The organism is Sulfitobacter geojensis (assembly GCF_000622325.1).
Taxonomy (GTDB): domain Bacteria; phylum Pseudomonadota; class Alphaproteobacteria; order Rhodobacterales; family Rhodobacteraceae; genus Sulfitobacter; species Sulfitobacter geojensis.
In genome coordinates, this window is sequence record NZ_JASE01000005.1 from 3,164,996 (window position 1) to 3,177,349 (window position 12,354).

At 59.2% G+C, this 12,354-nt stretch carries 15 protein-coding genes; 10 read left to right on the plus strand and 5 right to left on the minus strand.

Going from position 1 to position 12,354, the window contains the following annotated elements:
- Position 1 precedes the first annotated feature (1 nt).
- Entirely contained in the window at positions 2 to 451 is a 450-nt protein-coding gene (locus Z947_RS21245) for a GNAT family N-acetyltransferase (RefSeq protein ID WP_025045553.1), read from the plus strand.
- A 20-nt stretch (positions 452 to 471) separates the two neighbouring features.
- Here Z947_RS21245 and arsJ read toward each other — a convergent pair whose 3' ends face one another.
- The 4 genes from arsJ to phnF form a co-directional block, all read right to left on the minus strand.
- Positions 472 to 1,728, minus strand: coding sequence for an organoarsenical effux MFS transporter ArsJ (arsJ, locus tag Z947_RS21250; protein ID WP_037939003.1), 1,257 nt, complete (start codon positions 1,726 to 1,728; stop codon positions 472 to 474).
- Positions 1,725 to 2,723, minus strand: a complete 999-nt coding sequence (locus Z947_RS0117380; protein ID WP_025045554.1) for an ArsJ-associated glyceraldehyde-3-phosphate dehydrogenase — start codon at positions 2,721 to 2,723, stop codon at positions 1,725 to 1,727. Before Z947_RS0117380 ends, arsJ begins: the two co-directional genes overlap by 4 nt.
- Positions 2,720 to 3,568 (minus strand): arsenate reductase/protein-tyrosine-phosphatase family protein, encoded by an 849-nt coding sequence (locus Z947_RS0117385; RefSeq protein WP_025045555.1) that lies wholly within the window; start codon positions 3,566 to 3,568, stop codon positions 2,720 to 2,722. Before Z947_RS0117385 ends, Z947_RS0117380 begins: the two co-directional genes overlap by 4 nt.
- Positions 3,569 to 3,650: 82 nt before the next feature.
- A complete protein-coding gene (phnF, locus tag Z947_RS0117390; RefSeq protein WP_025045556.1) occupies positions 3,651 to 4,370 on the minus strand; it encodes a phosphonate metabolism transcriptional regulator PhnF in 720 nt (239 codons plus the stop codon).
- Between the two features lie 81 nt (positions 4,371 to 4,451).
- Between phnF and phnG the strand changes: the two genes are divergently transcribed.
- The 7 genes from phnG to phnN are packed head-to-tail and all read left to right on the plus strand — an operon-like array spanning position 4,452 to position 9,506.
- Positions 4,452 to 4,907 (plus strand): phosphonate C-P lyase system protein PhnG, encoded by a 456-nt coding sequence (phnG, locus tag Z947_RS0117395; protein ID WP_025045557.1) that lies wholly within the window; start codon positions 4,452 to 4,454, stop codon positions 4,905 to 4,907.
- The gene (gene phnH / locus Z947_RS0117400; protein WP_025045558.1) at positions 4,907 to 5,509 is read left to right on the plus strand and encodes a phosphonate C-P lyase system protein PhnH; all 603 of its coding nucleotides are present in this window, start codon (positions 4,907 to 4,909) and stop codon (positions 5,507 to 5,509) included. Before phnG ends, phnH begins: the two co-directional genes overlap by 1 nt.
- A gap of 1 nt (position 5,510) precedes the next feature.
- Positions 5,511 to 6,599: a carbon-phosphorus lyase complex subunit gene (locus Z947_RS0117405; protein ID WP_025045559.1), complete on the plus strand. Its 1,089-nt coding sequence runs from the start codon at positions 5,511 to 5,513 to the stop codon at positions 6,597 to 6,599.
- Positions 6,596 to 7,462 carry an alpha-D-ribose 1-methylphosphonate 5-phosphate C-P-lyase PhnJ gene (locus Z947_RS0117410; protein WP_025045560.1) on the plus strand — a complete coding sequence of 289 codons (867 nt, stop codon included), beginning with the start codon at positions 6,596 to 6,598 and terminating at the stop codon, positions 7,460 to 7,462. Before Z947_RS0117405 ends, Z947_RS0117410 begins: the two co-directional genes overlap by 4 nt.
- Positions 7,459 to 8,262, plus strand: a complete 804-nt coding sequence (phnK, locus tag Z947_RS0117415; RefSeq protein WP_025045561.1) for a phosphonate C-P lyase system protein PhnK — start codon at positions 7,459 to 7,461, stop codon at positions 8,260 to 8,262. Before Z947_RS0117410 ends, phnK begins: the two co-directional genes overlap by 4 nt.
- A 3-nt stretch (positions 8,263 to 8,265) precedes the next feature.
- Positions 8,266 to 8,949 carry a phosphonate C-P lyase system protein PhnL gene (gene phnL / locus Z947_RS0117420; RefSeq protein ID WP_025045562.1) on the plus strand — a complete coding sequence of 228 codons (684 nt, stop codon included), beginning with the start codon at positions 8,266 to 8,268 and terminating at the stop codon, positions 8,947 to 8,949.
- Entirely contained in the window at positions 8,946 to 9,506 is a 561-nt protein-coding gene (phnN, locus tag Z947_RS0117425) for a phosphonate metabolism protein/1,5-bisphosphokinase (PRPP-forming) PhnN (protein WP_025045563.1), read from the plus strand. Before phnL ends, phnN begins: the two co-directional genes overlap by 4 nt.
- Here the strand turns inward: phnN and Z947_RS0117430 are convergent.
- The gene (locus tag Z947_RS0117430) at positions 9,488 to 10,159 is read right to left on the minus strand and encodes a DUF1045 domain-containing protein (RefSeq protein ID WP_025045564.1); all 672 of its coding nucleotides are present in this window, start codon (positions 10,157 to 10,159) and stop codon (positions 9,488 to 9,490) included. The two genes, phnN and Z947_RS0117430, sit on opposite strands and share 19 nt — an antisense overlap.
- Here Z947_RS0117430 and Z947_RS0117435 point away from each other — a divergent pair.
- On the plus strand, positions 10,158 to 11,351 hold the full coding sequence (locus Z947_RS0117435; RefSeq protein ID WP_052880631.1) for an alpha-D-ribose 1-methylphosphonate 5-triphosphate diphosphatase: 1,194 nt from the start codon (positions 10,158 to 10,160) through the stop codon (positions 11,349 to 11,351). The two genes, Z947_RS0117430 and Z947_RS0117435, sit on opposite strands and share 2 nt — an antisense overlap.
- Positions 11,352 to 11,456: 105 nt before the next feature.
- Positions 11,457 to 12,326, plus strand: coding sequence for a PhnD/SsuA/transferrin family substrate-binding protein (locus Z947_RS0117440; RefSeq protein WP_025045566.1), 870 nt, complete (start codon positions 11,457 to 11,459; stop codon positions 12,324 to 12,326).
- Positions 12,327 to 12,354 lie beyond the last annotated feature (28 nt).

Sequence of the window (12,354 nt, forward strand, 5' to 3'; positions counted from 1 at the left end):
GATGGCGACACCTGCAACGCTACGCCCCGCAACGCGGCGGGATGCGGCCGAAATCCTGCGGTTGGAAGAAGCCGGCATGCGGTCCTATGCCGAAGCCCTTTGGGGCAATTGGGAACCCTCTGCCGCGCCTGCGACCCTGGCCCTCGACGGGCATGAGATGATTTTGGTGTCACGTCGGAGCGTGGGCTGCATCGCGAGTGAGTGTCACCCCGATCACCTAAGTATCCGCAAGCTTTATATAGCGCCGGCGCACCAAGGACGCGGTCTTGGCGCGTTGATCTTACAAGAAAAGCTTCGCACAGCCGCCGGGTTGGGGATAGCGACACGTCTATCGGTTTTGGCAACCAACACAGGAGCCCAGCGCTTTTACCGCCGGCAAGGCTTTGTATGCGTTCATACCACCAAAGAGCGGCTCACGTTCGAATGGACGCCCCCTCGAAACGTCGAATGAGCATTCAGGGGCCCCGCCCGTCATTCAGGTTTCAAAAACCCTACCGCGACCGCAGACAGCGCCACCATTCCCGCCGCGGTGCCCAGCATCAGCGCCAGCCCCCCTGCCTGATATGTCAATCCGGACAATAGAGTGCCCGCCAACCGTCCGCCCGCATTTGCCATGTAGTAGAACCCCACATCCATCGTGACCCGCTCCGCCTTGGTGAAGGACAGGATCAAGTAGGAATGAAGCGATGAGTTCACGGCAAAGATCGCCCCGAAGATCAGCAAGCCGATGACAAGCGTGACGGTAAGCCACAATTGCGGGTCAGTGGCCGTGACGGCCGCGAGTGTCAGCATCACCGGAACCGCCGCAAGGGCCCAGCCCCATGTACGGGCCGCACTGATAAGGTCCGCCCCCGAGCGGTCATTGGCCCGCAGGATGCGCGGCGCATTGGCCTGCACAAGGCCATAGAGGATCACCCAAAGGGCCATGAACGTTCCGATCGTGAAGAACGCGGCGCGGTTGCCTTCGGTCGTACCATCCGACAGCACCGCGTAAAAATAGATCGGAATGCCAACAACGAACCAGACGTCTCGCGCACCGAACAGGAACACCCGTGCCGCGCTTAGCCAGTTAATGTTGGCCGACTTGGAAAAGACTTCCGAGAACTTCGCACCCCTGCGTCCCTTTGGCAGACCCGGCGGCATGGCAATCAAAACGGCAAGCAAAATGATGCCAAGGATCGCGGCCATGCCCAGAACCGCAGAGACAAACCCAAGGGTCGCCAGCAACACAGCCCCCACCAGAAAGCCCGCGCCTTTCACCATGTTTTTGGATCCGGTCAAAACTGCCACCCAGCGAAACAGTGCACCGTCTTGCGACGGAGCAAGCAGTTTAACGGCAGACTTCGACGACATCTTGGCAAGATCCTTGGCCACGCCACTCGCCCCTTGCACCAGCATGACAAAGGCAACCGATGTGCCAATCGCCCAACCCGGATCAAGCTGTGCCAGCGCGAGCAGGGCAAGCACCTGCAGACCAAGGCCCGCATACAATGTTGACGCCAGACCAAATCGCGCAGCGATCCAGCCGGCGCACAGATTGGTCACAACGCCCGCAATTTCGTACAGAACGAATAGATAGGCCAGCTGCACGGGCGAGAAACCCAGCGTATGAAAGTGCAGCAGCACCAGCATGCGCAATGCGCCATCGGTCAGCATGAAGGCCCAATAGGCCGCCGTCACAGCGACATAGGCCGACAGGCCTTCGGGGCGCGCGGTGCTGTCGGTCACAGGTTGTCCCCTACCATGAAAGCGACATCGACCAAGCGGTGCGCATATCCCATTTCGTTGTCATACCACGCGTAGATCTTAACCTGCGTGCCATTGATCACCATGGTGGACGGCGCATCAACGATGCTCGATCTTTCGTCGTTGGTATAGTCGGTGGAAACGAGCGGCCGTTCCTCGTACCCAAGAATGCCCTGCAAGGGCCCTTCGGCTGCAGCCTTGAACAGGGCATTGACCTCTTCGACGGTGGTTTCGCGTTCGACTTCGAAAACGCAATCAGTCAGGGAGGCATTCAGCAAGGGAACGCGCACCGCGTGACCGTTCAGCCGCCCCGTCAGTTCGGGGTAGATCAAGGTGATCGCAGTCGCACTTCCTGTTGTCGTAGGGATGAGGGAATTCAAAGCCGAGCGCGCGCGGCGCAGATCTTTTGCAGGACGGTCCACGATGGTTTGCGTGTTGGTGACGTCATGGATCGTTGTGATGGAGCCGTGTTTGATCCGCAGGTTTTCATGGATTACCTTAACGACCGGTGCCAGACAGTTGGTAGTACAGCTGGCCGCTGTCACAATGTGGTGGTGGTCAGGCTCATAGATATCGTGATTGACCCCGTAGACAATATTCGCCGCACCGCCGTCCTTGACGGGTGCTGATACGACCACCTTTTTAACACCAGCTTCGAAAAAGGGCGCGATTTTCGCTTCCGTTTTGAAAACACCCGTGCAGTCAATCACCACATCAACGCCATCTAACGGCAGCTGCGTGATGTCGCGCGTTCCAATGAATGGGATCCGCGTGCCGTCAATCGTAACGCTGTCGGCATCATGGCTGAAGTCCGCATTCCAGCGGCCATGCACCGTGTCAAATTCAAACAGATGGGCGTGCATTTCGGGGTCGCCGACCGCGTCGTTAATCCATGCGATCTTTGCCCCCCGCTCCAGCAACGGTTTCAGGGCAAGCTTGCCAATACGGCCAAGGCCATTGAGGGCGTAAACGGTCATGTGGAGGGTCCTTCCCCGTTAGATTGGCCAATCCCATCGACGGCCCGCTGCAACGAAATGCGGTCCAGCGATTCGATCGGAAGGGCGGTAAAGCCGGTCATGCGGTTGCGCAGCGCACCGTAGGTTTGATGAAATGCAAGATTTCTTTCGGCATCGGTTCCGTCGACACGCACCGGATCGGGAAGCCCCCAATGCGCGCTGATGGTCTGACCCTTCCAGGCCGGACATTCCTCGTTCGCCGCCTGATCACAGACGGTGAATACGAAATCGAACTCCGGGGCATCCTCGCCCTGAAATTCGGAAATATTCTTGGCACGCAGGTCGGACACATCATGACCGTTCTTTTTCAGCACTTCGAGCGCGAACGGGTTGAGTTCCGAGTACGGCTTGGTGCCGGCCGAATAGGCAATGAACCGATCACCAGCGAGGTCGCGCAGGATGGACTCGGCAAAGATGGAACGTGCAGAATTACCTGTGCAGATGAACAGGACATTGAATTTACGGTCGGTCATCGGGCTATCTCCGTTAAAAGCCGGACTGGCATTCGGGACACAAATCTCGGGCCTTCCCCTGCAACAATCCTGCAGGAGGTAATCAACAGTCTCGCGGGTGGCATCCATGTCTATGGCATAGCGCAAGGACGTGCCAACACGCTGCTGGTTGATCAACCCGGCTTGCATCAAAGCATTCACATAGGTCGAAAGGGTGTTCGGTTTGAGATAAAGCGCCTGCGCCAATTCTGTCGCCGGGACGCGATCAGGATAGCGGCGCATAAGCAGCCGGAACAGGGCCAGCCGTTGCGGGTGGCCCAAGGTCGAGAAGCGGTTGGGAATCATTATTTCCATAATTCAGGAATATGTGAATTATGGAAATATGGCAAGTAAACCTTTTATGACACCTGATCCGGTCTACCCCCACACCTGCCCCTTAGCTTTCAAGCGTCAGCGTCACGCGATCGCCCACAAACCACGTGCGCCCGTATTCGACCGGCCGGCCCTGCCCCGCGACATTCAGCCCCGACGATCGCAACAACGGATCCCCCTCGGCCACCTGCAAATGAATGGCTTGCGTGGCGGTCGCACGGACGGCCGTCAGTCGCGTTGACGCGCGGGTGTAGTCACCCACGCCGACGATGCCCAGCGCCGTTGTGACACTGCTTGTATCACGCAGCGCGTCAGTGATCCCCGCAAGGTGTCCAAGTGGAAACAGGCTTTCGAACACGGCAATCGGCTGGCCATCTGCCAATGACAGTCCGCTATAGGCACAAACGGGATCGCCCGCCTTGATCTGCAACGCTTGCGCTTCGCCAACAGTCGCAGCGCGTTCATCCAGTGCCAGCATGCGCTTTTCGGGCCTGCGGCCTGCGGCGATCAGATTTTCATGGAACCGCACCCGATTTCCAATCGGATAATCGGTCGGTGTGGCCGCGACGAATGCCCCTGCACCGCGACGGGTACGCACCAGCCCTTCGTCAACCAATACCGAAACCCCGTGGCGCACGGTGTGGCGGTTTACGCCAAAGCGGTCTGCCAGCGCAGCCTCCGTCGGAAGCTTGTCACCGGGGGTATAGCGGCCTTCGGCCAAGTCGCTACGCAAGGCGTTGGCGATGGCCTTCCAGATCGGGGTTTTGCCGGGAGTGTCACGCAAATTTCACAAAACTCTTCTGTTATGAAGGGACGAATATGGTAAGATATGTATAGTTGTATAGGAAACAGGCAAGTTGTCGAGATGAAAGACACTGTGAACGAAAATAATCCCCGAAAAGCTTGGATGGGGCTGCTGGCCAAAGCGCCAGAGGGCCGTGCCGCGGCACTTTTGGAGGCGGAAACAGAGCGCCCCGCCTTCACTTGGCTTCGTGCGCCCGAAATCGGCAGCACGATGGTGCGCGCCCGCGCAGGGGCCACCGGTGCCCCCTTCAATTTGGGGGAAATGACAATCACCCGCTGCGCTTTGACGTTGGAAACAGGCGAAGTCGGGCACAGCTATATTCAGGGGCGGCGCAAAGCGGACGCCGAAGTCGCCGCACTTATCGATGCGCTGATGCAGACCCCGATGGCCAGCAGACTGCGCTCGGCGATCCTTGAACCTTTGGAAGCCGAACTGGTCGACGCAAAAGCCGCGCGTGCGGCCAAGGCGGCCGCCACAAAGGTTGATTTCTTTACCATGACCCGAGGAGAAGACTGATGCAGGCACACACCCTGTCCGGCGGATTTGCGGACCCTGCCATCGGGTCCGCCCACGCCTTTCGCAATGTGATGGAGGCCATGGCGCGTCCCGGCACCCTTCACGATATTGAAGGGGCTGCCCCTCCTGCCCCGCTGTCGCCCGCGATGGGGGCCGTTCTGCTGACGCTTTGCGATACGGAAACACCGGTATATCTGGCGGGCGATATGGATTGTGACGCGGTGCGGGCGTGGCTTTCGTTTCACACAGGAGCCCCCATTGTCGGCCCCGCGCATTGTATGTTTGCGGTTGGCACGTGGAACGCGCTCTTGCCGCTTTCGGTCTATCCCGTCGGTACGTCCGAGTATCCTGACCGTTCGGCCACGCTGATCGTCGCATGTGATGAACTCTCCGCCACAGGTGCCACATTGACGGGACCCGGCATCAAGGATCAGGCAACGCTTTCCCTGCCAGAGGTGGAGCCGTTTCAGGCCAATCGGTCGCTGTTTCCGCTGGGGCTGGATTTCATTTTCACGTCTGGCGAACGCCTCGCGGCTTTGCCCCGCTCAACCACGGTCACGCGCTCAGCCAACGCAGCGGCAGCGCAAGAAGGAACTTCCTGACATGTATGTAGCAGTCAAAGGCGGAGAACGGGCAATCGAGAATGCCCATGCCTGGCTCGCCGAAGAACGCCGGGGCGACACGGATATCGCCGAACTCAGCATTGCGCAGATCCGCGAGCAACTCAGTCTGGCCGTTAATCGCGTCATGGCCGAAGGTTCACTTTATGATCCGGACCTTGCAGCACTTGCAATCAAACAGGCGCGCGGCGATCTGATCGAAGCGATCTTCCTCATTCGTGCCTATCGCACTACGCTGCCGCGCGTCGGGGCGTCCGAACCTGTCGACACGGGCAAAATGGCCTGCGACAGACGCATCTCGGCCACCTTCAAGGATCTGCCCGGCGGTCAGGTTCTCGGCCCGACCTTTGATTACACGCACCGGCTGCTGGATTTCAAACTGGCCGCAGACGGCGAAGCGCCCACGGCACCCACCCGCGCGGCCGAACCTGCAGATGTGCCCCATGTCACCGAATTCCTGAACCGTGAAGGGCTGATCGAAGAGGCCCCGCATGACGATACGCCGCCGGCCGACCTGACCCGCGAACCACTAGAAATGCCTGCGGATCGCGCGCTGCGCCTTCAGGCCCTGACCCGCGCGGACGAGGGTTTCACCCTTGGCCTCGCTTACTCCACGCAACGGGGCTATGGGCGCAACCATGCTTTTGTGGGCGAGCTGCGGATCGGATCGGTCCCGGTTGAAATGGACATTCCCGAGCTGGGGTTTGCCGTTGAGATTGGTGAGGTGACACTGACTGAATGCGAGACCGTCAACCAGTTCACCGGCTCGAAAACCGAGCCGCCCCAATTCACCCGCGGCTACGGCTTGGTGTTTGGCCAGACCGAGCGCAAGGCGATTTCGATGGCCCTCGTCGATCGCGCGCTACGCTGGGAAGAGTTGGGCGAAGACAACGTTGGTGCCCCGGCGCAGGACGCAGAATTCGTTTTGTACCACGCCGATAACATTCAGGCGACGGGCTTCCTGGAGCATATCAAACTCCCCCATTACGTCGATTTTCAATCCGAATTGGAACTGGTGCGCAAACTGCGCCGCGAAGCGGGTGCGCATCAGGTGCAGGAGGCCGCGGAATGACCGAATATAACTTCGCCTATCTAGACGAGCAAACGAAACGCATGATCCGCCGCGCAATCCTTAAAGGGCTTGCCATTCCCGGCTATCAGGTGCCCTTCGCCTCCCGCGAGATGCCGATGCCTTATGGCTGGGGCACGGGCGGTGTGCAGGTGTCGGCGGCGGTTCTCACGCCCGAAGACACGTTCAAAGTGATCGACCAAGGTGCCGATGACACAACGAACGCGGTTTCAATTCGTACCTTCTTCCAGCGCACAGCGGCGGTCGCGACCACGACCGCCACGCGTGACGCGACGGTGATCCAGACCCGGCACCGCATCCCGGAAGACGCGCTAAGCGAAGGACAGATACTTGTCTATCAGGTGCCCATTCCCGAACCGCTACGTTTTCTGGAGCCCCGCGAAAGCGAGACCCGAAAGATGCACAGCCTAGAAGAATACGGGCTGATGCATGTGAAGCTTTATGAAGATATCAGCCGCCACGGCCATATCGCGACCTCTTACGCCTACCCCGTCAAGGTTGAAGGCCGCTATGTCATGGACCCCTCCCCGATCCCTAAATTCGACAACCCCAAGCTGGGCGATATGGCGGCGATCCAGCTGTTTGGTGCGGGGCGCGAGCAACGTATCTATGCGCTACCGCCCTATACCCAAGTTGTCAGCCTCGACTTTGAGGATCACCCGTTCGAGGCGTCGAAGGCCGATCACCCCTGCGGGATGTGCGCGGCGACCGACAGCTATCTGGATGAGCTGATCATCGACGACGCAGGCGGGCGGATGTTTGTCTGCTCTGACACCGATTATTGTGAAGCACGTCAAGCGGCGGGTCACATCGGTAAAGACAATGCTGGAAAGGACGCAGCATGACACCTTTGCTCTCCGTTCAAGGTATCACCAAACGATATGGCGCACATATCGGGTGCGCAGATGTATCGTTTGACCTCTATCCCGGTGAGGTGATGGGGATCGTTGGCGAAAGCGGGTCAGGCAAATCCACCTTGCTCAATTGCATGGCGGGACATTTGGCCCCCGACGCCGGACAGGTGGTGTTCGACACCCGCCCACCCTCAAGCAGCGAAGCGGTAGGGCATGAAAACTATGGCCCGCGCGACACGATCACCATGTCAGAGCCCGAGCGGCGGATGCTAGGGCGCACTGATTGGGCATTTGTCCATCAACACGCGCGTGACGGGCTGCGTATGGGCGTCAGCGCCGGTGGCAATGTCGGCGAACGGTTGATGGCCGTGGGCGAACGTCACTACGGCGACATCCGTGACAAGGCCACGGACTGGCTTGGCCGTGTCGAAATCGATGCGGCCCGCGTCGATGACCGCCCGACAACCTTTTCTGGCGGGATGCAGCAACGCTTGCAGATCGCCCGCAACCTCGTCACGGGTCCGCGCCTTGTGTTTATGGATGAACCTACGGGCGGGCTGGATGTCTCGGTACAGGCGCGACTGCTTGATCTGTTGCGCGGTCTGGTGCGCGACATGGGGCTGTCAGCGATCATCGTCACCCATGACCTGGCTGTTGTGCGCCTGCTGGCAGATCGCCTGATGGTGATGAAGTCCGGTCATGTCGTCGAGGCAGGTTTGACCGATCAAGTGCTCGATGATCCGCAGCACGCCTATAGCCAGCTTCTTGTCAGTTCCGTTTTACAGGTATGAACCATGATTGAGCTCAAAGACGTCTCCAAAACCTTTACCCTGCACAATCAGGGCAGTGCCGTGATCGAGGTAATCAAAAAGGTGTCCTTCGCGGTCGCCTCGGGCGAATGCGTGGCGCTTTCCGGTGCGTCAGGTGCGGGGAAATCCACGCTAATGCGGATGATTTACGGCAATTACCTGACGCAGGCCGGTGAAATTCGCATCGGCGATGTGGACATCGTGCGCGCCGAACCGCGCGACGTGATAAAATTGCGCCGCGATGTGCTGGGCTATGTGAGCCAGTTCCTGCGTGTGGTGCCACGCGTTCCGACGCTTGATGTGGTGGCGGAGCCTTTGCGGGCCTTGGGCGTACCGGCAGATGACGCGCAGGACCGCGCATCGGCGCTGCTGACCCGACTCAACATCCCAGAGCGGCTGTGGTCGCTTTCCCCCACCACCTTTTCCGGCGGCGAGCAGCAGCGCGTGAACATCGCGCGCGGTTTTGCCCATAGCTATCCTGCGATGCTGCTTGATGAGCCCACCGCCAGCCTTGACGCTGCGAACCGCGAGGTCGTTCTGTCCTTGATCGAAGACGCCAAAGCGCGCGGTGCGGCCATTATCGGGATTTTCCATGACGAGGCGGCCCGTGCCCGCGTTTGTGATCGCGAAATCGATGTCGGTCGGTTTACCCCCGGAATGGCCGCATGACCTTTGTTTCAAAAACCACGGGGCGCCTTATCGCGGTGGTCGGTCCATCCGGTGTCGGCAAGGACAGCGTGATGTCAGGCCTGCACAGCGCATTACCCGATCTGCATCTGCTGCGCCGCGTTATCACCCGTGCGCCCGACTTGGGCGGCGAAGACTACGACGCGGTGTCTGTCGCCCAATTTGAAGCAATGGTTGATGATGGCGCTTTTGCCGTACACTGGGGCGCGCATGGGCTGCATTACGGCATTCCTGCCACCGTCATGGACCGACTTGGCAAGGGCACCGATTGCCTTGTCAACTTCTCTCGCGGGGCGCTGAGCGAGGCGGCGGGAATTTTTCCACGCCTCATCGTACTCAACATCACCGCGAGACCGGAAACACTTGCCCAGCGCCTTGCCGCGCGGGGGCGCGAGACAGAGGAAGAGATCGGCAAACGCCTTGCTCAAGCTGACAAGCCCTTGCCGGCCGGACTGAACGTGATCAACCTTGCCAATGATGGCCCGCTTTCGCAGACTGTCGCACGGGGGGCTGCACTGCTTCAGCCGGTGAGTTTGTAACGATGGATCACCTCGAACCGGCCATCAGCTCGCTCACCGCACAAAGCGATCTGATCAAGCGCAAACGGGCTGGGCAGTTCCGGCAAATGACGCTGTACAGCGGCCGACCATCTGGCGATGGCATCCTGCGGCAACCGCGCGGTCAGGGTCATATGGAACCGAAATTCCTCCATCACGTAAGGGTAGCCCCATTGCGCGAGCAGCGCCTCTTGCTGCGGGTTCAAACCGGCCTTGCGGCGGCGTGCGACCTCTGCCGCGCTCGGCGGGGCGCGAAACCGGTCAAGCGCGCGCACACAGGTACCGCCAACCCGGCGCAACCCTTGTATATCCCCTCGCGGCGTCAGCGCCAGAAAACCACCCAATGCGGTCAATTCCAATCCTTCGCATCTGGCAGGCGCGAGGCTGACTGCGAGGGCAAATGTGGCGGCTTCCAATGTTTGAACGTCTTGTCCTTGCGCCAGACGAAACGGCGGCTTCAACGTCGCATGAAACCCGTATTTGCGCGGTGTCATCGTGATGTCATCCAAATCCGGCATATCTGGCTGAAGCACTTCACAGCCACGCAGAACATCCCAGCCAAGCCAAGACGCTCCGAAATCGGCCAAAGGCCCGTCCGGCGGCACATAGTAAATTGCAAATCGAGAGTATGACATGAATTCCCCTTTCCCCACGTCCTCTTTGACAAAGGCTTGTGACAACGATGTGTCAAGCGACCTGTGTCTCGCCAATGCGCAGCTTGTTTTGGAAGATCAGGTGCTTACCGGTGCCGTGACCATCGAACAGGGCGTGATTTGTGACATTACGGAAGGCGATCATGTCCCAACCGGCGCACTGGATTGCGGCGGGGATCTTGTCATTCCCGGCCTTGTCGAACTGCATACCGATAATGTCGAACGTCACATAGAACCGCGCCCAGAGGTGGACTGGCCCCATTTGCCCGCCCTGATCGCGCATGACGCTGAACTGGCATCCACCGGTATCACAACCGTATTTGACGCCATGCGGGTCGGCTCCATCCATAGCGGCAAGGGCCGTTACATCGACTACGCCCGAAAGCTGGCGGATGAACTTTTGGCGGCCCGCACTCAGGGGTATTTCAAGATCAGTCATTTCCTCCACCTGCGTGCCGAAATCTGTTCGGAAACGCTACTAGAGGAATTGGCGGCCTTCGGATCGTCAGACAGGGTGGGCATTGTCAGTCTGATGGACCACACACCGGGCCAGCGCCAATTCCGCGACCTGACCGCGTTGAAAACCTATGTCGCCAAGAAACGCGGAATGAACGATGCCGAATTTGCCGAACATGTCGAGAAACTGTTGGGATTGCAAAAACGCTTCGGCGCGAAGCACGAGGCGGGTGCGGTGAAAGAGGCCCGTCGTCTGGGGGCAGTGCTCGCCAGCCATGATGATACAACAGCTGATCATGTCGCAACTTCGGCCGGAAACGGCGTAGGGTTTGCCGAATTTCCAACAACGGTTGAAGCCGCAGCCGCTTGTCGCGACAACGGCATTGCCGTGATGATGGGCGCACCCAACTTGATCCGCGGCGGATCCCACTCCGGCAATGTTGCGGCGGAGGATCTTGCAAAAGCCGATCTTCTCGACATTGTATCGTCCGATTACGTGCCCTCTGCGCTGCTTCTGTCGGCCTTCCGCCTTGCCGATATCTGGAATGATCTGCCCCGCGCCATTGCGACAGTGACCAGCACGCCTGCGCATGCCGTGCGGTTGCAGGACCGTGGGGCGTTGAAAACAGGGTTACGCGGTGACGTTCTGCGCGTGCGCAACATCGGCGAAACGCCTCTGCTTCGCGGCGTCTGGAGCCAAGGTAACAAAGTCGGTTGAAGTTTCGGGGGATGCGCCGCATCCGTCACAAAGGTTTCATGAAACTGTAATGCCACTGATACCCACCCCCGCCATCCATCCAGAAGAACAAACCTGGAGGGTGCTATGAAACTGAAATCCTTATTGCTGGGCGTGAGCCTTGCCGCTGTGTCTGCATTTGCCGCGACAGCAGAAACCTGGAAACTTGCCGTCACAGATGTTGAAGGCATGGAACGCCTGCAACTGGAATGGGGTCCCTTCAAAGAGGCGCTAGAAACGGCGACCGGCGACACATTCGAATTCTACGCCGTCAACTCGCGCACAGCTGCTGCCGAGGCGCTGCGCGGTGAAACCGTGGATTTCGTGGTGTCAGGCCCCGCAGAATATGTGGTGATCAACAAACTGACCGACGCCACGCCGCTGATCGGCCTTGGCCGCCCCGATTATCACTGCGCAATTATCGTTCGCGCGGATAGCGGGATTGACGTGCCCGCGGATCTGAAAGGCAAGAAAGTGGCCTTTGGCGATATCGGCTCAACGTCCAACATGCTGTGCCCGATGCAGGTGCTGGCTGATCACGGCGTTGATCCGGTTAATGATATCGAAAAAACGCACACCTCACGCAACATCGCCCATGAGGCGCTGAAAAACGGCGACGTGGACGCAATCGGTTCCAACGCGGGCAGCTGGCTGAACGTGCGGGCCAAAGAGACCGAACTGCCCTACGGCTTTTTCAAAATGATTGCGCGCTCCGGGGACCTGCCCAACGACATGATCATGGTTGGCGCGCATGTGTCGCCCGAGGCAGGCCTTGCCGTGCGCGACGCCATCCTTGAAAACAAGGACGCGATCATTGCGGGTATTACCGCCCATGAAGAGAACGACAAATATGTCGGCATGGATCTCGTCGCGATTGATGACAGCGCCTATGGCTATGTCCGCTCGATGTATTCGAACGCCGGCTACCCTCAGTTCGATAATTTCATCGGTGACTGATTTATTACTCAGACCCCAGACGGCACCC

What these genes read in the sequence shown, in the direction of transcription:
- Z947_RS21245 (WP_025045553.1), top strand. Translation starts at nt 2, where the DNA reads ATGGCGACACCTGCAACGCTACGCCCCGCAACGCGGCGGGATGCGGCC.
- Z947_RS0117380 (WP_025045554.1), bottom strand. Translation starts at nt 2,723, where the DNA reads ATGACCGTTTACGCCCTCAATGGCCTTGGCCGTATTGGCAAGCTTGCC.
- Z947_RS0117385 (WP_025045555.1), bottom strand. Translation starts at nt 3,568, where the DNA reads ATGGAAATAATGATTCCCAACCGCTTCTCGACCTTGGGCCACCCGCAA.
- phnG (WP_025045557.1), top strand. Translation starts at nt 4,452, where the DNA reads ATGAAAGACACTGTGAACGAAAATAATCCCCGAAAAGCTTGGATGGGG.
- phnH (WP_025045558.1), top strand. Translation starts at nt 4,907, where the DNA reads ATGCAGGCACACACCCTGTCCGGCGGATTTGCGGACCCTGCCATCGGG.
- Z947_RS0117405 (WP_025045559.1), top strand. Translation starts at nt 5,511, where the DNA reads ATGTATGTAGCAGTCAAAGGCGGAGAACGGGCAATCGAGAATGCCCAT.
- Z947_RS0117410 (WP_025045560.1), top strand. Translation starts at nt 6,596, where the DNA reads ATGACCGAATATAACTTCGCCTATCTAGACGAGCAAACGAAACGCATG.
- phnK (WP_025045561.1), top strand. Translation starts at nt 7,459, where the DNA reads ATGACACCTTTGCTCTCCGTTCAAGGTATCACCAAACGATATGGCGCA.
- phnL (WP_025045562.1), top strand. Translation starts at nt 8,266, where the DNA reads ATGATTGAGCTCAAAGACGTCTCCAAAACCTTTACCCTGCACAATCAG.
- phnN (WP_025045563.1), top strand. Translation starts at nt 8,946, where the DNA reads ATGACCTTTGTTTCAAAAACCACGGGGCGCCTTATCGCGGTGGTCGGT.
- Z947_RS0117435 (WP_052880631.1), top strand. Translation starts at nt 10,158, where the DNA reads ATGAATTCCCCTTTCCCCACGTCCTCTTTGACAAAGGCTTGTGACAAC.
- Z947_RS0117430 (WP_025045564.1), bottom strand. Translation starts at nt 10,159, where the DNA reads ATGTCATACTCTCGATTTGCAATTTACTATGTGCCGCCGGACGGGCCT.
- Z947_RS0117440 (WP_025045566.1), top strand. Translation starts at nt 11,457, where the DNA reads ATGAAACTGAAATCCTTATTGCTGGGCGTGAGCCTTGCCGCTGTGTCT.